General features: G+C 64.0%; 16 protein-coding genes and 1 pseudogene. 4 read left to right on the top strand and 13 right to left on the bottom strand.

The annotated features are described in order from the left end of the window. Positions 1 to 117 precede the first annotated feature (117 nt). Both NZK81_RS19855 and NZK81_RS19850 read left to right on the top strand, forming a co-directional pair. A pseudogene (locus NZK81_RS19855) lies at positions 118 to 609 on the top strand (IS3 family transposase); the annotation flags it as partial. 560 nt (positions 610 to 1,169) lie between these two features. Continuing rightward, entirely contained in the window at positions 1,170 to 1,586 is a 417-nt protein-coding gene (locus NZK81_RS19850; RefSeq protein ID WP_188821837.1) for a hypothetical protein, read from the top strand. A 9-nt stretch (positions 1,587 to 1,595) separates the two neighbouring features. On the opposite strand, the gene NZK81_RS19845 is transcribed toward NZK81_RS19850, so the two are convergent. From NZK81_RS19845 to NZK81_RS19805, 9 genes are all read right to left on the bottom strand, one after another. Then, a complete protein-coding gene (locus NZK81_RS19845; RefSeq protein ID WP_188821836.1) occupies positions 1,596 to 5,348 on the bottom strand; it encodes a conjugal transfer protein TraG N-terminal domain-containing protein in 3,753 nt (1,250 codons plus the stop codon). An 8-nt stretch (positions 5,349 to 5,356) separates the two neighbouring features. Next, a complete protein-coding gene (locus NZK81_RS19840) occupies positions 5,357 to 6,778 on the bottom strand; it encodes a conjugal transfer protein TraH (RefSeq protein WP_188821835.1) in 1,422 nt (473 codons plus the stop codon). A gap of 60 nt (positions 6,779 to 6,838) precedes the next feature. Further along, positions 6,839 to 7,429: a hypothetical protein gene (locus tag NZK81_RS19835; RefSeq protein ID WP_188821834.1), complete on the bottom strand. Its 591-nt coding sequence runs from the start codon at positions 7,427 to 7,429 to the stop codon at positions 6,839 to 6,841. Next, the gene (locus NZK81_RS19830; RefSeq protein ID WP_373290167.1) at positions 7,426 to 8,343 is read right to left on the bottom strand and encodes a conjugal transfer protein TraF; all 918 of its coding nucleotides are present in this window, start codon (positions 8,341 to 8,343) and stop codon (positions 7,426 to 7,428) included. Before NZK81_RS19830 ends, NZK81_RS19835 begins: the two co-directional genes overlap by 4 nt. Next, complete coding sequence (locus tag NZK81_RS19825; protein WP_188821833.1) at positions 8,340 to 8,948, bottom strand: S26 family signal peptidase; 609 nt, start codon at positions 8,946 to 8,948, stop codon at positions 8,340 to 8,342. Before NZK81_RS19825 ends, NZK81_RS19830 begins: the two co-directional genes overlap by 4 nt. After that, the gene (locus tag NZK81_RS19820; protein ID WP_188821832.1) at positions 8,920 to 9,651 is read right to left on the bottom strand and encodes a type-F conjugative transfer system pilin assembly protein TrbC; all 732 of its coding nucleotides are present in this window, start codon (positions 9,649 to 9,651) and stop codon (positions 8,920 to 8,922) included. The genes NZK81_RS19825 and NZK81_RS19820 overlap by 29 nt, the downstream gene beginning before the upstream one ends. Positions 9,652 to 9,913: 262 nt before the next feature. After that, positions 9,914 to 10,990, bottom strand: a complete 1,077-nt coding sequence (gene traN, locus NZK81_RS19815; protein ID WP_373290165.1) for a conjugal transfer protein TraN — start codon at positions 10,988 to 10,990, stop codon at positions 9,914 to 9,916. After that, the gene (locus NZK81_RS19810; RefSeq protein WP_188821831.1) at positions 10,987 to 12,915 is read right to left on the bottom strand and encodes a hypothetical protein; all 1,929 of its coding nucleotides are present in this window, start codon (positions 12,913 to 12,915) and stop codon (positions 10,987 to 10,989) included. The genes traN and NZK81_RS19810 overlap by 4 nt, the downstream gene beginning before the upstream one ends. A gap of 283 nt (positions 12,916 to 13,198) precedes the next feature. Further along, a complete protein-coding gene (locus tag NZK81_RS19805) occupies positions 13,199 to 14,227 on the bottom strand; it encodes a TraU family protein (RefSeq protein ID WP_188821830.1) in 1,029 nt (342 codons plus the stop codon). Positions 14,228 to 14,263: 36 nt separating this feature from the next. Here NZK81_RS19805 and NZK81_RS19800 point away from each other — a divergent pair, with 36 nt between their 5' ends. Together NZK81_RS19800 and NZK81_RS19795 are read left to right on the top strand one after the other, a co-directional pair. Next, positions 14,264 to 14,569, top strand: coding sequence for a type II toxin-antitoxin system TacA family antitoxin (locus NZK81_RS19800; RefSeq protein ID WP_260047784.1), 306 nt, complete (start codon positions 14,264 to 14,266; stop codon positions 14,567 to 14,569). Then, positions 14,566 to 15,135, top strand: a complete 570-nt coding sequence (locus tag NZK81_RS19795; protein WP_188821826.1) for an N-acetyltransferase — start codon at positions 14,566 to 14,568, stop codon at positions 15,133 to 15,135. The genes NZK81_RS19800 and NZK81_RS19795 overlap by 4 nt, the downstream gene beginning before the upstream one ends. A gap of 44 nt (positions 15,136 to 15,179) precedes the next feature. Here NZK81_RS19795 and NZK81_RS19790 read toward each other — a convergent pair whose 3' ends face one another. The 4 genes from NZK81_RS19790 to NZK81_RS19775 are packed head-to-tail and all read right to left on the bottom strand — an operon-like array spanning position 15,180 to position 19,343. Then, positions 15,180 to 15,836, bottom strand: coding sequence for a conjugal transfer protein TraW (locus tag NZK81_RS19790; RefSeq protein ID WP_229710551.1), 657 nt, complete (start codon positions 15,834 to 15,836; stop codon positions 15,180 to 15,182). Then, a complete protein-coding gene (locus NZK81_RS19785) occupies positions 15,836 to 16,165 on the bottom strand; it encodes a hypothetical protein (RefSeq protein ID WP_308422614.1) in 330 nt (109 codons plus the stop codon). The genes NZK81_RS19790 and NZK81_RS19785 overlap by 1 nt, the downstream gene beginning before the upstream one ends. Continuing rightward, a complete protein-coding gene (locus tag NZK81_RS19780; RefSeq protein ID WP_188821825.1) occupies positions 16,162 to 18,714 on the bottom strand; it encodes a TraC family protein in 2,553 nt (850 codons plus the stop codon). Before NZK81_RS19780 ends, NZK81_RS19785 begins: the two co-directional genes overlap by 4 nt. Then, positions 18,711 to 19,343: a TraV family lipoprotein gene (locus NZK81_RS19775; RefSeq protein ID WP_188821823.1), complete on the bottom strand. Its 633-nt coding sequence runs from the start codon at positions 19,341 to 19,343 to the stop codon at positions 18,711 to 18,713. The genes NZK81_RS19780 and NZK81_RS19775 overlap by 4 nt, the downstream gene beginning before the upstream one ends. Positions 19,344 to 19,366: the final 23 nt, after the last annotated feature.

Below are 19,366 nucleotides of genomic sequence, written 5' to 3'. Positions count from 1 at the left end.
CCGTCACTTCTCGCTATCATGATGTCGCCATGGCCTTGGGCCACGGTTGAATAGAGAGCCGTATGCGCTGAAAGGTGCACGTACGGTTCGGGGAGGGGAAGCGCTCATGCGCTTCCTACTCCACTGCACACTTGGGCCGGGTTCGTCTACGTGGCCTTTGTGATCGACGCCTATGCTCGCCGGATTGTGGGCTGGAAGGTCAGCACTTCGGCCACCGCCAGCTTTGTTCTGGATGCTCTGGAGCAGGCAATCCATGCCCGCAGGCCGGAGCCGGAAGATGGCCTGATCCACCACAGCGACAGGGGCGTTCAATACCTGGCCATGAACTACACCCAGCGCCTGGCCGAGGCCAACCTCGTGCCATCGGTCGGCAGCGTCGGCGACAGCTATGACAATGCCTTGGCCGAGACGATCAATGGCCTTTATAAGACTGAGGTCATCTGGCGGCAGCGGTCATGGCCAAGCGCGTCTGCGGTTGAAATGGCAACCCTGCGCTGGGTGGATTGGTACAACAATCACCGCCTTTTCGGCCCGATCGGCTACATCCCTCCCGCCGAGGCCGAGGCAAACTACTATGCAGCCATAGAGACCCTCGATATGGTTGCGTGACCCAATTGAAAACGCCTCCGGGAAAGCCGGGGCGGTTCATGGTGAAGCCGTACTTTCACGACCATACCGTGGCTTTGGGGTTACCATCCGTATTGCAAAATGGCCTCTGGCATCAGACATTGCATGCCCCTTGCCTTGATTAGAGCAAGGTTATTGAACACCTTGAAAAGCGCTGGCAGTTTTTTGGACGGTCAGCGTGAGCACCGCAAAAACCGGTAGCGTTTGCGCGATGACGGTTATTCATTGATCGGGAGCGACGATGGAGTGCCGTGATGGACCCGAAGTCCCTGTTCAGTTTGAGCGACCATCTTGAAGCGCTGAGCAAGGAGGGTGATCCGCTCGTGAGCGAATTGCTGCGTTAGGGCCAAGCGTAGCCGTCATACAAACTTCAATCGCCAAGTTCGCTACTCCCCATCGCGCGAAGGAGGGGAGGGGGCAAGTTACCATCTTGCGGCATCGAAGGAACGGCTGTGTGGCAAGAATTGCACCTCAATCCAATCGGTTTTCGGTTTTGAACGATCAACCTCGATGGTAGCTTCGCGTTCGGAAAGGATCCCGCTGTGGAAGTCGAAAACGATCCGAGCAACACCACGGAAAATCAAGCGACTAATGGCACTTCCAAGCCAGAAGCGTCTGCTTGGCTGTGGCGACCATGGCAGGCCAAACTGTGGTGGGCAGGCATTGCCGCCTACTGGGCGGGCAAGTGCGCGTCGTTTTATGTACCGTCGCTCGAAGGCTTCTACACCAGCGCGCTCGCCGGTTATCTGAACATTCTGTTCTTTCCGATTACGGCACTGCTCATTCTCGGGATCGACTTCGCGCAGGCACGGTTTGCCGCGAGCGACTGGGAATTCGTTGAACCGACGCAGGAAGAGATGTTCCCACGACGATCAGTTGGGGGCTTGCGTGATCCCTACAGCGATCCGCTCGATCCGCGGTCAGGCGCACTCTATTGGCGGCATCGCGAAAACGGATGATGATGGCCGCTAGTCGTCCTTTCGTTCTTTGAAGCTCGGGTCCCCGTCAAACGGCCCATTCTGCAAATCGTTTGAAAAACGCCCCGTGCGCAAAATTGAAGATTGTTCGATCGAGGTCAGCGGGCCGGTAACATCTGCGGTCCCCCGGCCTGCATCTGCTTGCTCAAGATAGCGATTGCGTAGCCCGCGTTCCCCGAGAATTTGACGGCTCAGTTCCTTCGAAAAGGTCTCGGCGGGGCTGTTTGAACGGGACGCGGCGCGTTCAGCACCTGCAATAGCTTCGCGAACGTCGAAGTTCACAATATCAATGTTGGCATTTGTAGTTTCTGACGTTGTGCCACGATCGGCACTTTCGAAGCCAAGGGATCCAGATGCACTGCCGCCGACAGATCTGTGGGAGGACGGTTTGTTTCTTGTCCTAGCGGTTGTCTGACCGCCCTTTAACACCGATGCAGCTACTGAACCGCCCACTGTGGTGCCCATCGAATTGCTGTCTTCTGCTCGGCGCGCAATACTTCTGGTCCACCCTGTCTGAGCCATGATGGCCTGAACATCGCGCTGCAGCGTATCGGCCACCTGCGGTTTCAAGCGCCAGTTACCATGCCGATCCATTTCGAAGCCGCCGCGCAGCCAGTTCGCCATCGCCTCGTGGCCTTCCTTCCCGCCGCCCAGGAAATGCTCGATCGTGTCCGGCCCAGCCTGTTTGCCAGCCTCGAAGCGCGTGCTGGTATCGCTGCGCGCCGACTGACTGAAACCCGCGCTACTGGAAACCAGAACATCGTCGTGCGCAAACGAAAAGCGTGCGGTACCGCCATTGGCAATCGCGCCAAGCTGGCTCTCGTTGATCAGTCCGCCGCGCCACAGGGCCGCAGCTGTCCGCGAGGTGAGATTGAGACTGAAGTCCCCGTTCTGGTCCATCGCGATCTGGCGCCGGGTGAGCTTGATGCCATGGTCGGCCAGCAGCTTTTGCATACGGGTCAGCCGTTCGTTGTCGACAATACGGGTGAGGCGTTCGTTACGCGCCCGGTCCGCGACACCATCAGCGCCGCCTTCGGCCATGTCGACCTGATTGCCCGAGGTCTGTCGCAGCGCCTGGATGAAGCTGTCGAGCCGGGCTGCTTGCCGTACCGAGGTTCCAGCTGCAGCTGCGCCCTCGGCGTAGCCAAAATTTTCCGCCTGCCGCCGCTGCTCGCCAATGCGTGCTGCGCTGCGGGTTCCATCAGTTCCCACCTCCCGCTGGGCATCAAGCTTGCCGGACCGCTCTGCAAAGTCGTAACCTGCTCCTTCGCGGGTGCGTCCGTAAACGCTGGTCCCCTCCCGCGCCGCCTCGGCGCTCGCCCCATCCGCCGTGCCGACCGATACAGCAGCGTTGTAGGTTTCGAGCGCGCGTAGAACCTGAGCCTCATTACGGCCCGTAGCGCGGGAGAGCTGGGTCAAGGCGGAGGAGCGCGCCTCGCCCGAGAGGGCATTGATGAAGGCGATGCGGCGGCTGGTTTCATCGAGAGGAAGGCCCAGCATGGAGGCGGCGGTGCGCTGGCCTTCGCTGTTCCCCGTTCTCCAGGCCTGCTCGGCCGCGACATTGCTGCGCTCCACTTCAGCCACGCGAGCCCCGGCGTAATCGCGCCGGCCTTGCATGGCGCCAACCTGGACCTGCGCGCCGGTCAGGTCATTCTGCAGCATTTGCTCCTGATCGTAGGCATTGGCGATGAGCTTGGCGAAGGTGGGATCGGCCCCGGCCTCGCCAATGACGCCCGACGCTTTCAGTTCCGCGTCGGCCTTCGAATAGCCACCGCGCTCAAAATGCCGCGCCGCGCCCTGGAACATCATCGAATAGGCCCGCTCGTCACCAAAGGCTTTCCACTGCACCATGTTCTGCGCGAAGGCGGCAAAGGCCTTCTCGCCGGACTGGCCCGGGCCAAAATATCCGGTGCCAAGGCTGCGCAGGGCATCCTTCTCGGCAAAATTGTGGATCGCGGCCGTAGTCGCATTGGCCCGCACCGCGCGCGCGACCGCCGGATCGGCAGGACTGCGGCCGGAGAGGGCAGGGGCGATACCGCCCAATTCGCGGGCTGCATCGATCGCGCCCATCCCGAAGGCAGGGACACCGGGCATCCCACTATTTGCTTCGCCCAGAACTGCATCCGCAGCGCCGAACGACCGGTTCGCTCCGAACGTGGAGCGCTCACCAAAATCGCCAAAGCTGGAAGTGGCGCTGCGCCTTGCCATCGTCCCGCTGGCCGAGCCTTGCGCCTCGAGCGCCGAGGCATAGCCTTCTCGTGTCGCCATCGGGGCGGCTGCCGCGGAACCCAGACCCTGTGTCTGGAGCGCGCCGCCGGTGAAGCTCGAAAACACGTTCCCCGAAAAGCGGAACACCGTGAAGACGAAGGCGCCAGCCAATCCCGCCGCCGCCATGCGGAAGGTGCCGAAGATGGCCAGCGCCTTCATGGCGGCGGAGGGCGCGAGCATCCAGGCGTTGGCGGCCACCGCGTTGCTGCGCATCTGCGCGAGGACTTCCATCGCCCGCCCGAGGGTCAGTTGGTAGATGCCGGCATCGATCACGCCCCATAGCGCCACGAAGACGAAGAGCCCGATGGCAAAGCTCGCGACCCGCAAATTGATAGGGGTGAGGACGAAGAGCAGGGCGATTGGCACCATGAAGAGCATGATGGCAAAGACGGTCGCCCTGATCGTCGGCATCCACTCATTGGCGACCGACATGGTGGCAAGGCCATTCGAGACAATCGCCCGGTTCGCCATGATCCGGGCTGCTGCCGCCGGACTGTCCTCGAAGAGGACGTCACCCACCGCGGTGCCAAGCAGGACATCGCTCATGAAGGTTTGCAGCGAGAGCGGCGTTCCCAGCATCATTTGCCCCATGTCGCCGAGCCGCGAGCGGCAACGCGCGAGCTGGGCGGCATCGGAGACATCGTATCCGGTGCGCTCGCAAACCTGCCGGATATAGCCTTCGAACAGCGTCGGATCGGACAGTCGCGTGTGGATATGGTCCCAGGCCTCGGTGCATGAGACCGTGGTTCCGCCCTTGTCGGCCGCGGTATAGACCGTGCTGAACGTCGACGGGCCTGCCATGGCGGCGAAGGCCGCCGGGAGATCGGCAGTCGTCCGGAACAGCTGGTCATCATCGACAGGGTACGAGGCGGAGACCCGGGCAACGGGATAGCATTGGCGCAGGTAATCCTTGATCGTCGCATCGAGGAAGCTGTCGGTCATCGGACCATTGGGCGAAACGGCGTTGAGGAAGAGGTCAAAGCTGTGCCCGCCCGCGCCGAACTCGAGCTTGGCATTCGGATCGAGTGTATTGTCGTCGATGGTCTCGGCAAGCGAGCGCTCCATCAGGTTGGTGACGCCGGCCACCAGGACGAGCAGATTCGGCACATCGCCCACTGGTTGATAGGCATTGCGGACTTTGTCGTAGACATGGACCGTGCCCGTTGTGGCGATGAGCCCCACGAAAAGGCCGACGCCGACGAGGATCTGGAAACCGAAAGCGACAAGGCCCATGCCTTGCCCGCGTACGCTGGCGATCACGGCGCCGAGCGCAATGCCGACCACTGCGATGATCACGACCAGCGTTTCGTAGCGCGGGTCCGCAAAGATCATCGAGACAAGCCGGAAGGCATCCACCGTCTCGGCAAACCCGTCATAGGTGTAGAAACTCGTATCGACGGCCATGGCAGGCGTCGCGATCAGGCTGAGAGCCAGGGCGGTGAGGAAACCCAGGGCGGCGCGGATGGTGCGGGGCATGACTTCGCTCACCGGCCCGGGGCTGCGGCGGCGCCGGCCGCATCGCGCGCGTCGCGGTCACGCTGGCGGACGAGGCCAGCGTAATTGGCCGAGAGGTTGGCGGCATCGAGCGCTGCCATGTAGCTTTGGCGCATCTGCGCGCGCTGGCGCAGGACCTCCTCGCGCAATCCGCGAAGCTGTTCGATGCCCTTGGTGAGAATGCGGGTCTGGCACAGATTGGTATTGGCGGCATCGGCCACGCCTGCCGCATTGGCGCCGCGCTCGGCGTTGGACACGGCAAAGTCGATGCTGCGGGTGAGGTCATTGAGCATCTGGTAGGCGAGGGTGAGGGCAACCAGTTCGTCGGTATCGGCAATCACGGAGTCCGGCACGCCCTGGCGCACACCCCATTCGAGCATGCGGTAGACGGGCAGGGTACGGATATTGGCGACGAACTGGCGTTCGTCGGCCGTAAGCGCACTGCGGGACCTGATCTTGCCGGCGATCGCTTCCATGCGCTCGCGCGCCAGTTCGAGAGCACCCTTGCCGGTTCCTGCCGAGCAGTCGGCGGCCGTGGCCGGAATGTTGAGCGCGCGGCGCTGGACCTTGCCGGTGAGGAAATCCTCGACGCTTTCCGTGTCCTGGTGCGGGCAGGCCGGGATCGCCGAGAAGAGCGGCACCTTGTCCGCCGCGTCCCAGCGCATGTAAACGTCGCCGACCCGGGCGCGCATGACGCTGGCCCAGTCACCCGCGCCTACACGCGTTGCGGCATGGGACAGCAGCGATCCGGTGCGGAAGATCTCAGTGACTTCGGCCGGACAGTTGGCCAGCGCGTCCTTCAGGTCCTCGGTCGGGTTGTTGGCGTTGGCCTCGATCTTCTCGCGGCTCTGCTGGTAGCTCTTGGCAAAGCCTTCCTTCACTGACTTGTAGCCGGTCATCTCCTCGATGATGCCCGACATGTTGTCATCGCCCCTAGCGATCTGGACCATGCGGCTCGCAAGCCGGCAATCGTTCACCTGGATCGAGTTGAGGAAGTTGGTCGCCGCTTCCATCTTGGAGATGATGTTGCCCATCTTTTCATCGAGGGTCTCGAGCAGGTACTGGAAGGCGACGGCGGGCGCGGCCTGAAGGATGCTTTCCAGTTTCTGGACGAGGTAGTCCGGGTCGAGGAAGGACATGCCGCCCAGGAACATGTCGATACCGCCGCATCCCGCCTTGATCTTGGGCAGCGTCAGGCTGGTCAGGTAGTCGCTATGAACATCGACCCGGCCCGACATGCCACCGGCGGTCACATAGCCGCGGGTCTGGTCCTCGAAGCTGCCGGGACTGGTGTAGGTGACATTGTTGAACCATGATTCGGCCCAGCTCTGGGCATGGGCTGGTGAGCTTACGGCGCAGGAGGCGAGCAACGCGGCTGCGGCAATGTTCAGGCGGGCGAGGGGCTGGGCCATGGCGGGGCTCTTTCTGTTCGTGCCAATGGAGTAAGGGACCGGCCCGCCATGAACGGTCCCTCAGCGATGGTTGCGGGTCGCCGGGCTTGCGCCCACGATCCCGGTAAACCTGGAAAGCGCGCGTACGCCGACCTGAGCGCGCACGCCGGTCAGCATGCGCGCGGCAAGCCAGACGTTGCGGGCAAGGTTGGGCGCATGATCGGTGCCGATCGCGATGGGTACCATGCGGGAAGGATCGTCGATCGGCCGGACCCAGGCGACGGGATGGCCGACCCAGGGCAGACCAAGCCGGCCCGAGCGTAGCAGCGCGTCCTCGCGCGATAGCGTGCGCACCTGCCAGCCATAGTGCCGGCGCAGCGTGCCCAGTTTGCTCCAGAGATCGGCGCACGGCAGGCATCCTGGCGCGGTGCTCATCTCGATCACGAAGGCCGGCGCATAAGCGTGCAGCGATCCGGCAAAGTCGGGAGGAAAGTCTCGGGTGACCGGCACACGTGCAAGCCAGGCTTGCATTTGCGAGGGGTCGGCAACCGGATGGATTGCCGCGGCCCTTGCATCCTCGCGCGTCGCAGGCCTGGCCCGGCTGGAAGGGCCAGGCGCGGCCAGGCAGGAGGCAGCCATGACCGGGAGCAGGAGGCGTGCTGCTCGTTTCATTCACCAGCCCCCCCAGCGGCAGGCACATCGCTCATTTCCAGGTCCCGGGACAGCGCACGCGGATCGCTTGCGGCAATCGGGCCGGCGGAAAGGGCATCGAAGAAACCGCCTTCCTCGCCCGCGCCCGTCATGAACTGCTCGGGGCGGATGTCGCCGGTCAGGAGCTTCACGGCCTGGTAGGCCATCTGGGCGAGGTTGGGATAAGCCTCGATACCGGCGGCAATGACCATCCTTTGCGAACTGTTCCTGCGAATGATCATCGTGGTCGGGGTGACCTCGACCCCGAAGCGTGCACCCAGGTCCGGGCGGCGGTCGAGGTCCATCAGCGTGACCTGCCAGCCCATATCGTCCTGGAAACGCTGGACGATGGGCCACTGCACACGGCAGTAGCCGCAGGTGGTGCGCGAGAACATGACGAGCGCGAATTCATTGGCGCGCGCGCGCAAATAGCGCTGCCGGACCTGATCCTTGTGGGCGGTCAGCTCGGCCCTCGCATCGCCCACCATCGGGTTGGCGGACTTGGAATTCAGCGCCGGGTTCTGCAGCATGGCGATCTGGGTGAGCCCGGCAAAGGCGCGGGCCTTGCGCCGGGCAAAGTCCTCGAGGCGCCAGAAATCGGCAACGGCCTCGACGGTGAGCACGGTCGCGGCATAGTCGCGCTGGTCCTCGATCAGCTTGCGGATGCGGGGCGGTGTCCAGCTCGCAAGTTCGGCCATGGGCGGAATGACAGGCCTGGCCAGCGGATCGCCTTCATCCGGCTTTTGCTGTTCGGGTTTGGGAGGCGGCGCATACCACCAGTAGCCCTGCTTGACCTCGAGGGGCCCGGCACCTTGCTGCGCGAGTGCGGGAGGCGGCAGGGTCAGCGCCAAGGCTGTTGCCAGTAGCGGCGGGAATGGCCGAGCGCGCGTGTTCACAGCACTTTCCTCATGCGGGTGAGGCGGCTGATTGCGACAGGTCCATAATAGCGGCTGTCGAAGCCGTCGGGATGGGGCGAGCCGACATAGATCATGCCTTCGGGAATGTGTGGTTCCGCCGGAATCCAGTGCTTGAGCGTCTGGCCATTGCGGCCGGCCGGCTTGGAAATGCCCAGGAGCTCGCCGTTGCAGTAGTACCAGCCATCCCGGGTGCCTGCTTGCAGGGAAGGCTGCATCGAGGGGCGTTCGACCATGGTGATCCTCTCGCCGGGCAGGCACAGCGCTTCCTTGGTCACGCTGACAGGTTCGGGCCCTGCGAGCGGATGCGAGAGGGTGAACATGACGAAGTCTCCCTTGCGGATATGACCGGGATCGGCGCGCACCGCGATGGCGGGGATCGAGGGGCTCATGACCCAGGTGACCTGCGGGATGGCCCAGCAGGCGAGGAGCCCTATCGGAAGGACGATCGCGTAGGCTTTCCAGAGCCGGGCGGGGCGCACCGGCTCGCCCAGCCCTGCGCTTCCCAGCGCCACGGCAGCGCGCAGCGGCAGCTCGCGCAACGCGGGCCAGGCGGACCTAGCGGTTTTCCAGGCGAGCTTCAGCATCGCGCACCTCCATTTTACCGCCGAGGCGGGCGTATTCGCCAAGCAGTCCGGAAAGCGCTGCATCGCCATAGACCAGATGCGGGCTTACCGGCGCGTCGTCGTCCCTTTCGCAATAGGGCTGGGCCGGATCGCCCGGGATCATGGCGAGGGCGGGCACGCGCGTGACGCCGTGCTGGCGAAACACCAGCGGATCGACGATGATCTGGACGCCCCGCATCGCGCAGGCCGGCCCTTCACAGCCCGGATCGAGGCGCAGGATTTCGGCGGAAAGCTTCGCCATCGGCCCGACACGCGTCAGCCCGCCCGGCATTCCGCGAAACGCCATGACCCCGCCCGCTTTCTCGAGCTGGCCTGCGTAAGTGCGCAGCACATCAATCGGCATGGACGACGAGACGAACAGCACCGGCACCCAGCTTCCGGTCGTCGGGACTCGCACGGCATCCGCGAGGGCAACGGCATCGGGCGCGTCCAGCCCCAACGCCTGTGCCATGCGCCGCGCCATTGCCTCGCGCTCTCTCGCCACACCCTCGCGCGCTGCCTCGAGTCCCTGACGCGCCCGCGCTTCCAGTTCCGGCGAAGGTGTCCGCGCCCGCAGACCATCGAAGGCCCGGCGTCGCTCTTCGTCAGGCAGGTCCGGGAGCGCGGTTGGTCCCGATGCGGTATCCGCCTTCCGCCGGCTCACGGCCTCCTTCAGGCGGTCCATGGCCGCATCGCCCTGCTGTGCGACCGGACTGTCCTTTTGCGGATCTGCATTTGATGGAGCTTCCGCGGATAGAGCAGGAATAGCCGGTACAAAAAGCGACAGGACTAACAACGCAAGGGTGCGCCCATTTCGGATTTGGCTCAGACCGGAGCGAGAATGGGTGTGTTCGAGAACCGGCGCGCAGCGTACTTCCAGTACGTGAGCACCGGAAGCGCAGAACGCGCCCGTTCGCAGCCCGGTATCAGTCAAATACGTAATGGGCTCAGGGCTGGAAGTAGGCATCGATCCTTGCCTCCATATCGATCTTGATCTCGCTCTGGGTGCGGACCTCGATGTCCGAGTAGTATTCGGAGAGGTCCATCTTTGAAAAATCGAGGGCCTGGAACTCTTCCGGCGTGAAGCCGCGGCAGTAGGGATTTTTGGGTGTTCCCCAGCCAATCTCGTTGAAGGCGATGAGCTGCGGGCGCCCCTGTTCCTGGATGATGCGGCCAAGCCGGGTGTTGAAGCAGCAGTGTCCTTTGGCCTTCTGGACACAGACGCCCAGGATCTTCGAGGAACAGTAGGTGCCGACTTCGTGGCACATGTCCGAGCCGCGCAGCATCCCGGTCTCCATGTCTTCCTGGTCGCACCCGGCGAGCAGGACCTCGATCATGAAATTGACGGCAAGGCTGATCGCGATCGAGGTTGGATCTATCCCGACGATAAGCGCGTTCGCCCCGGCACTGGCCGCTTCGCTGGCCGTAGCCCCGGCCTGAAATGCGGTATAGGCGGCTTTCATTCCGGTGAAGACGCCCTTGGCGACGGCGATCTTGGTGCCGATAGAGGCGACGGACGAGCCCATGCCGTCCTTGACGATCTTGCCCTTGTCCTTGCAGCAGTTCTGGAAGGTGTCGGAAAGACCCGGTGGGCGGCAGCGCATGGCGCGCCCGGAAAAGATCTCGATTTGCGCGAGGCAATTGCCGTCCGCATCGACTTGCCCATCGGCAGGCACGCCGGGATCGTTCATGGCCGGTTCCTCGACAATCGGCGTGGTACCGATATCGAGGCAACTGTGCGGCGAGCAGGAGGGGGTGCCACCTGCGGCAGGTATCTCGCAGGGCAACTGGCCTCCGAGCGGGCAGGTGTAGGCCCCGGCCGCGTCCGACACGCATTGCACCGCTTCGATCGGGCAAAGCCAGCTCCCGTTGGCGGTCGCAAGGCAGCTGGCGGTCTCCCCGGGATCGGCGGCATCGCCGTTGCTATTGAGATCCGCGGCGCAAAGCGCATCTGCATGGGCAGGTGTTGCGAACGCGAAGCTCGCGCTTGCCATGAGGGCAAGGAGGAGAGGGGAGCTTCTCATTGCCCGGTGCTCGTGCAGACCATGTCCTGGCCTGCGAGCCGCACGGTCTGCATCATGACCACCGCCTCGGGAAAATCGTCGAGGCAGCCGCAGGCGCTTTCAATCTCTTCACCGGGGTCCGTGGGGCAGACATTGGCACTGTCGCACACGTGGTAGAAGGTGTCGAACCCTGCAGGATCGTTCTGTTTGGTGCCGACGACGCCGTCAGGCGCGGCATCGGTATTGGCCCGGGGAGCGCGCGTCTTGCAGATCATTTCGCAGGCTGGCACCGAACCCCGGTCCGGCAGACTGAAGGGCTGCGTTGATGTCGTGACGGTGCCATCGGCCGCGGTCTGGCGATCGGCCAGCAGGGTCTCGGTCGAATGGTCGATGATATAGGCGCCGCGGCCGAGATCGGGCTCGGGCAGCGCGGCGCTGTCAACGATGCAGCGGTATTGCCGATCGCGCGTAAAGAAGTCGCGGGCGAACTGGAACGTACAGGCGCCGGTTCCGAAGAGTCGTGTCTGGGGCAGGGGACGAAGGCCGGTGCCTACGCCGTTCACGACCGTGTCCACCCCATCGACGCTCTCGCTGTAGAGGCGGCAATTGCCGTCAGCGGCGTTAGCGGCGCAAAGGTCGATCAACCTCTCGCTGACTTCGCATCCTGTCTGAGCCTCGACTTCGACATCGATGTAGCCCCAACGCCCGCCGCCGCCCGCGCGAACCCGCGCGGCAACGCTGGTCTCGCCCTCCTTCAGTTGCGGCGTGATGTCGATGCTTGTCCGGTTGTACCAGGCGCTGCCGCTGATCCGGCAGTCGCCTGAAGGCAGACCTTCGGTAAGCCAGGGGCGCTTGCCCGCCGAGCCCACGATTACGCCATTGACGCGGCCCTGGACCCAGTCTTCGGCGCCCATTTCGACGATCCGGGCAGAGGTCAGCCGTTCGGGCTCATGGACGTCGAATGTCGCGGTATAGAAGGGAGGATTGGCTCCGCAGGCGCCGTCGCCGCCCATCCGGTAGCGGCGGCAGTTCGTGCCGCAACTCGTCACCGACTGGACCGCGCCGGAAACGCCGAGAATATCATCGAAATCCCAGGACCGGATAGTGATGTCCCGGCTGATCGAGCAGGAGCGTGTCACTTCGGCCTTGCCGGATCCGGCCGCCGAGCCTTGCAGAGCCTGGAAAACGGAGTTCGTGGAGCTGAGGGCAAAGGCATCGCCGCCGATGGCCGTGGGATTGTCCCGGTAGGCCGTCTCCTCGGTGGTATCGCCACCCGTGCAGCTGGTCATCAGCGCCCCGACATAATCGATGACGGGGCCGTTGATCCGCGCCTCGGCCACCCCAATCGCCGGGAAGGCGGTGGTGAGCGCGCCCACCATGCCACCGCCCAGGTCCTTGAGTACGGTCGCCAGATTGCTGAAAACGAGATTGCTGCCGCAGCTGTTGTTGACGCAGTAGCATCCGGCAAGTTCGGGCATCTGGACCTCGGTGAGCTTCAGGTCATTTGCGGCATCCACGTCCCAGCGGAACGCGCGGCAATTTGCCCAGGTGCCGGGATCGCAGGAGAGCACGCCATTGGCGCAGATGCCCGAGACTGGAACGGGCAAGTTCGACGACGTATCGAAGGCGCCGTCCAAGTCCTTGTCGCGCGAAACCTGGACGAGACCGATGTCTCCGGTTGCCGCAGGCTGGATCAGGACTTCGAGCAGTTTCGCGCTTTTCTGACAGGCAATCGTGGGCGTGAACGTCTTGCTTCCATCGATCGTCGTCACGGCCCCTCCGCTCATGGCAGGCGTCACGTAAGTTTCGAGCAGCACATCGCTGCTCCCGGTCTTAGCGCGCGATGCGCTGGCCTCGGTTCTGGCGCGCTCCTCGACGCTCTGTGCCTGAAGGGTGGCGGGAAGCAGCAGGATCGTGCCGGCAGCGAGGCGGGGCCAGGTTCTCATTGGCCGTGCCCGCTGGAGACGAACCCGCTGCTGCCCGAATTGTGACAAGCAAGGTTGGCCGGCACGGCCGCGGCGCAGCCCGGGACGGTTGAGAGGAGGAACGTCCCGGAAATCCGCCTGCGGCCGTGCCGGCCGGGGGTGGAGCGGCCCTGCCGGGGGGCAGGCAAGGCCGCTCCTGTTCCGCGCGCGTTCCGGCAGCCTTCGTGGCTGTGGCGGGCAGACCATTGCGGGGACGGGTCGCACGCGGAATGAGGTTTGAGGATGGTGCCTGCCGGGCGAGCGTTCATGGCGTGCTCACTCCGGCGCAGCAGATGACTTTCTCGAAGAGCATGAACTGGGCGTTGTCCTGCCCCGGGGCATGCTTGGCCGATGACCACAGCGCGCCCGGCCGGCCGACATTGACGCAACTACCGCCCTTGACCGGCTCCATGAGCTGGTACTTGTAGCGGCTCTTGGTCCAGATGGGCTGGGGGATGAACGAGCAGCCGTCGGCCGAGGAAATGGTAAGCGCGCCAAGGCGCCCCATCATGAAGGTGCCGCGCGCGGCCAGGCCGGCCCAGGCCTCGACACTGTCATCGAAATGGATGTCGCCCGCGACCGGGTAGGTCGCGCCCCACGAACCCATGCACCAGAACAGCGGATCGATGACCTTGCCTGCGGCCGCCGCGGCGCTGTCGGCCATGCAGGCAAGCCCGGCCGCGGGATTTCCGAAAAGGATGCCTTCGGGCTGGATGATCGCGCCAAGCGTTCCCGATTGCCAGGTCGGCAGGACCTCGGTGATCATCGCGACATCGAAGCCGTCGTCATTGAGACAGGGCAGGTCGGTGAACATGTCGAGCATCTTCCAGACCGGCGAGATGTAGTAGTGCATCTGCGCGAACATCTTGCGCGTGTTCGTCCCATCCGAGATGGAACTCTGGCTTCCCTGGAGGCGGCCATGGGTGGGCATGAGATCGGCGCCCAGCGCCATCATGCAGCCCGGCTCGGTCACGACATCGATCATGCGGTTCGGTGACCAGAAGCTGACCTTGACCCCGAACCAGAAGGTCGCGCCCTTGCGGCAGGCGCAGAGCGGCTTCGAGGAAGACTGGGCATCGAGCTCGCGCGAGAGCTTGTCGGTGCTGCCTACACGCACGCCGCCGATCGTGATCGGGAAGATGCAGTTCCAGCGCACCTTGGTGATCGGGTTGAACACGGTGCCTGCCGGGCAGGATGATGCCTGTGCGGGAGTAGGGGACAGAATCTGCAAGCCGAGGCCTGCAATCAGGCTCAATCGGGCAGTTCTTGAATTGTACACCCATTTGGCGTACATAGAGGTCAAGTTAGGACGTGAAGGATTTTGGCCATGATGGTGTTCGAGGACAAGACCGCGGAAATTGCCGAGCGCAGCAGCGAGCGCATGCATTTTCGCACGAAGCCGCATGTGAAGCGCGCGATCCAGCGCGCCGCAGCCCTGTCCGGGGTCGACGATTCCGTATTCACCATGAATGCGGCTTACAAGGCTGCGATCGAGACGATCTCGACCCACGAGCGCACCATGCTGCAGCCTGCGGACTATGAAGCCTTCTTCGCGGCGCTGGACAATCCTGCTCCGCCGGCACCGGCCCTGCAAAAGATCGCCAGGCGCTACCATGAGCGATACTCCGGGCAGTGACGGCGGCCGGGCAGGGCGCAGGCAGCGGGGAGACGGGCGGGGCCAGCTTCGAGACCTTCGATCCTGAAAGGCATGACCGAACGGCCCTTTCGACGGGCGTGGTCCAGGTCGACAATTTCTTCCGTAAGACGGCGAACAAGCTCGCCAGGGCGGACAATGTCCGTGTGACCGTGCTCGTATCGCCGAAGCGGGAACTGATCGGCTTTCATGCCATCAACGTGCATGCCATCGACTATCGCGAACTGCCATCGCGCTTCGCCCGTTCCCGGCCGGCGCATGGCAACATTCCCGCGGCCTTCATATCGATGATCGGCGTCGATCAGCGCTATCAGCGGCAGGGCTATGGCGGCGATCTGCTTTTCGACTGCATGGTGCGCATTGTCAGGGCCGCCGATGTCGTTGGTATCGCAATCATCGTGCTGGACGTGCTCGATTGCGGAGATTCCGAGCAGGTCCAGCGGCGCAAGTCTCTTTATCAGGGCTATGGCTTCATGCCCCTCGCGTCCGATCCGCTCCGGCTGTTCCTGCCGGTCGCCAGTGCCCGTGAACTGGTCAACCCGGTCTGAGAAGCGGTCCTCCCGGTCTGGATGCCGCACCATTGCGTCACAGATCATGACGGCCTCTTGCGATCGAGCCGAATTTCGGTGAGTTCGAGCCTTTTGCCTTGCTGGCGCACGACGACCGGTGCGACGGTGAGACCAAGGCGTTGCTTCACGCGCTCTTCAAGAATGAAGATCGGTCGGCCCCATTGCTCCGAGAGCGTAATCGCATCCTCGTCATGCGCATCGCCCGCCGCCAGCAGGATGAAATCGGTCATTCCCGCCGTCCTGAGCGCCCAGTCGAGATCGCGGGCTCGGACGATGACGAGCCGCTGGGGGAGCGTCACATAGTCGAGCGGGTTGAAAGTAAAGCCCTTGGGGTAGAGCACCTCGCCGCCTGGCAGGCGGATCTCGGTATCGAGCGTGTAGAAGGGAACCACATTTCGCGTCCGGCTGATGGTGGCGGGCGCCAGCGCTGCGGCCTTCATCGCCGACCATTTGGAGCGCGGGCCGAATTGCCCGCGCATATCGGCAGGGAGCCTGGCGGTGCGTGCCTCGATCTCTGTCAGGGCATCGGGCTCGGCGATGGGCCAGGTCCGCCCGATCGTCGATGTCGCGGCATCGGCCGCCCCTCCGAGAAGGGCGGATGCCAGCACCAGCGTGGCGACGGTTACGGCCTGGAAAATGGCCACCGCGCGGGCGTGATTCTGTCGGGGCGGATGCATCATCACCGGCGCCTCCGGCCGCGCACGTGATCGAGGATATTGCAGGTAACGCCTGACAGCACGATCAGGAGCATGCCGCTGGCAAGGCAGGCGATCCCGACAAGGAATGCGCCGCGCATCACCAGCGCCGTGGGCTGGCCGAGGGTGAGGCCCGCCGCGAGCACCAGGGCCGCCATCATCAGGCTTTCGACGAAGATCAGCCGAAAGCGCCAGCGAATGGCTTCGGTCTCGGCGCGGATGGCAACGCGGGCCTCGATGATCCGCTCGATCTCGGCATCCTTGCTCCAGTCGAGGCTCATCTGATCGGGATGGGCGCGGCGCGGGCGCATCATGCGGTCTCCTCGTCCTCGGCGGTGAGGAGGAGCGGCGGGCGGGTGCCCAGAATCTCGGCCGGATCGACACCGGCGAGTTCGCAGACCGCCTCAAGCGGCGACCGGCCGCGCCGGATCAGCGCCTCGAATGCGGCGACTTCGGTCGGGGCCGAGGTGTTGATCCAGTAGCTGAAGGGATCGACGACGAGTCGCGCGATACCCAGACCCAGCGGGGAGTCGATAAAGACTTCGGAATAGTTTGGCTTATTGTTGCGGACCGACTTCAGGAGGTCGAGCACGAAGGGCGAATAGTCGAGGATCTTGTTCTCCACCGCCTTCTCGTAGGTCGAACCCTGGAGCAGGAAGCGGGTTGCCGCGTTTTCAAGGATGACCTGGCCGGTACCGCCAAAGAGCAGCAGGTCGTTCATCGACTGCATGACGATGCCGAAACTGCCCTGGTACTTGCGTGCGCGGCGGTAACCTTGCCCGAAGGCTTCGGCGAGGCGCGAGAGGTCCTGGCCGTCGCTGCGGGTCATGAACTGCGCGGCCTCGTCGCACAGCACGAAGCGCGGCCGGTCGCGGCCCGAGAGGTAGAGTTCCTGGGTGACCGCGTTCACCACCACCATGACGACGACGTTGAAGAGGTCGGGCATGTTCTTGAGGCGTTCGAGCTCGAGCACCACGAACTCGTCGCTCGAGATGTCGAAGGTCGATGGACCGTTGAAGTAGTGTCCATAGGCGCCGTCCGACCCGAAATCCCTCAGGTTGAAGGCCAGCTCGCGCGCGACCGGGAGGAGATGCTCTACCTTGTCGAGATCGGTTCGGGTCTGGGCGGGATAACTTCCCAGCCATTCTCGCACCGCATCGATGCCGCGTTCGGCGCGGCCAGTATCAATGGTCCACTGGACGGCGGATTTCAGGAGATTCCATTCCGAGGTGGAAACGCCTGTGCGGGTCGCGGCGTTGGCCATTTCGGCAACGATGGCAACGGCCATGGCGATCGCCGACTGCTTGTCTTCGCCGTCGATGGCGAGCCCCAGGTCGAAGGGATTGAGGACGAGGCGCTCTTCGCCAAGATCGATGTAGCGACCCGAGCACAGGGTGCACAGCTTACGGTAGGAGCCGCCGATATCGATGATCCGGATGAGGGCGCCACTTGCGTAATACTGCTGGCACAGGTTGTTGAGGAGGAAGCTCTTGCCCGCGCCGGATTCGGCGGAGACGATGAAGTTGTAGTTGTTGATGCGTGGATCGAAGAGATCGAGTGTGATGAGCTGGCCCTTGCGGCCGGTATAGAGGAGGGCCGGCCGGCCGCCCCCGCGAAAGTCGGTCTGGATCGGGCTCATCAGCACAGCGGCTTTCACCGGCATGCGAAAATCCCGCTCGAGCATACGCAGCGTCTTGCCGTCCGGGTAGAGCCCGAAGGGCAGGCTCATCGGCAGCAGGATCGGATTGAGGTAGCTTTCTTCCTGCATCATGAAGGGGAGCGGCTCGGCTTCCCACAGACGCCGGGCACGCGCGGCCATTTCGCGGGCTTGCCCACGGGTTTCACCGAAGACCCAGACCGAGGGGATGACGCGAACGAAGCGGCTGCTGCCGGCCTCGTCGAGCACCCAGCTGATTTCCTCGATCTGCTTGCCGACTTCGACCGCGAAGGAGCCGGCGGCCTTCTGGGCCGAGAGGATCTGCGCGCGCTTGTGGATCTCGAAGGCGCTGTGATCGAATAGGACATTGAGCGTGTAGAGAAACGGCCCACCGATCTGATCGCTGTCCTCGGCGGACCCACGGATGCCGCCGGTCAGCCTGCTCGCGCGTTCCGCCGTGATGCGGCGCGCGGGCGCCTTGGGCGTCAGGCACCGCGCGACCTGGCCGCCGAGGAAGACTTCAGGGCCTTCGAAGAGCAGGTCGGGGCCCGCATCGATGATCTGCTTGCGCAAGGGCCGCGGGATGCTGCCATCGCTGGTGCCATTGACGAAATTACCCGGTGCCGAGGTAAACACCCCATTGAAGACGCGGCGGTAGAAGGCCATCAGGGCTTCGGGCGGCATCGGCGCGATCCCGAGGCGCGAGAGTTGCTCCTCGATCTGGCGCCGGGGATCCCGGCCCAGCGGCTTCCTGGTCTTGACCGCCAGGAAGGTGCGGAAGTCTCGGACCGGTATGCCGTGCAGCGCACCAAGCCCATGACGTCCTTCGCGCAGGTAATCGTAAGTGCGCCGTGCGGAGGCCTGGATCAGCGGATCGTCGCGGGTTTTGAGGTCAAGGAAGGCATCGAGCGCGCTATCGACCAGCGGATCAGCAAAGCTGATGATCTGCAGCACCGTGCCGGGCTCGAAGTGGATGTTGAGAAGGCCCAGCAGCGCCGAATGTACATGCGCGAACATGTAGGCGCTGGGCGTCAGTTCCCAGGCATAGCCCCAGCCATCATCGATGGTGAGGAACGCGCCTTCCTTCTCGGCCCAGGCGACGAGCGGCAGGTGATCGGAATAGGAATCGCGCGAGACCTGCCGGCGCAGCGCCGCGAAGCTGAGATCTCCAATCCTGTCTCCGCTATTGTTGACGCGCGCGCTCACCGGCCCGTCTCCGAGGCCGGAGCTGCAACTTCGCTGCCGCCGGTCGAGATGGCATCGACAGACTTTTCACGGATTTGCCCGAGCACTGGCAGCTGCGTGGCGGGTGATATCGGTTTCACCAGATAGCTGCCCACCACCCAGGTCGGGCGATCGAGGATCGAATAGACGTAGCGCGGCATGAACAGCCGGTCGGGCCGCTGGCGGTCGGCATAAGGCAGGATCAGTGTGCGCACCGTCTCGCCAGATTTGAGCATCGGCGTCACCGGCGCCTCGATCAGGCCCTGCAGTTCGCGGTAGACGCTGTCGCGGTAGCCCGCAAAGGCGCCCGCAGCGGAGCGTGCACTGCCGCGCAGCTTGCCGACAGCCTTGTCGCTATCGCGCAGCAGCTTTCTGTCGTTGGTGACGGCGGGATCCGAACGTGCCGCGCGGCCCGCGACCGCATCTTCGTAGGCCTGCTCGGGATGGATGCACTGGCCGTGATCGGGGTTCTTACAGGAGAACTTTTCCGGGTAGGGCGACATGACCGAACCCAATGAAGCACAGCCTGAGACCGAAATCGCGAGGGCTACCAGCACGGGCGCAATCAGGCACGAGCAGCGCGGCGTGGAACGATCGGGGAGCAGGGGCATGGGTGCTTCTCCGGATGATGGGG

Origin of the sequence: Novosphingobium mangrovisedimenti (genome assembly GCF_025153475.1) — a bacterium.
Classification (GTDB): domain Bacteria; phylum Pseudomonadota; class Alphaproteobacteria; order Sphingomonadales; family Sphingomonadaceae; genus Novosphingobium; species Novosphingobium mangrovi_A.
The sequence above is the reverse complement of the archived record's forward strand: the minus strand, read 5'-3'. Positions and strand labels throughout refer to the sequence as shown.

Coding starts and splice junctions, on each gene's coding strand:
- NZK81_RS19845 (WP_188821836.1), bottom strand. CDS start 5,348: ATGCCCCGCACCATCCGCGCCGCCCTGGGTTTCCTCACCGCCCTGGCT.
- NZK81_RS19840 (WP_188821835.1), bottom strand. CDS start 6,778: ATGGCCCAGCCCCTCGCCCGCCTGAACATTGCCGCAGCCGCGTTGCTC.
- NZK81_RS19835 (WP_188821834.1), bottom strand. CDS start 7,429: ATGAAACGAGCAGCACGCCTCCTGCTCCCGGTCATGGCTGCCTCCTGC.
- NZK81_RS19825 (WP_188821833.1), bottom strand. CDS start 8,948: ATGCTGAAGCTCGCCTGGAAAACCGCTAGGTCCGCCTGGCCCGCGTTG.
- NZK81_RS19820 (WP_188821832.1), bottom strand. CDS start 9,651: ATGGACCGCCTGAAGGAGGCCGTGAGCCGGCGGAAGGCGGATACCGCA.
- traN (WP_373290165.1), bottom strand. CDS start 10,990: ATGAGAAGCTCCCCTCTCCTCCTTGCCCTCATGGCAAGCGCGAGCTTC.
- NZK81_RS19810 (WP_188821831.1), bottom strand. CDS start 12,915: ATGAGAACCTGGCCCCGCCTCGCTGCCGGCACGATCCTGCTGCTTCCC.
- NZK81_RS19805 (WP_188821830.1), bottom strand. CDS start 14,227: ATGTACGCCAAATGGGTGTACAATTCAAGAACTGCCCGATTGAGCCTG.
- NZK81_RS19800 (WP_260047784.1), top strand. CDS start 14,264: ATGGTGTTCGAGGACAAGACCGCGGAAATTGCCGAGCGCAGCAGCGAG.
- NZK81_RS19790 (WP_229710551.1), bottom strand. CDS start 15,836: ATGATGCATCCGCCCCGACAGAATCACGCCCGCGCGGTGGCCATTTTC.
- NZK81_RS19785 (WP_308422614.1), bottom strand. CDS start 16,165: ATGATGCGCCCGCGCCGCGCCCATCCCGATCAGATGAGCCTCGACTGG.
- NZK81_RS19775 (WP_188821823.1), bottom strand. CDS start 19,343: ATGCCCCTGCTCCCCGATCGTTCCACGCCGCGCTGCTCGTGCCTGATT.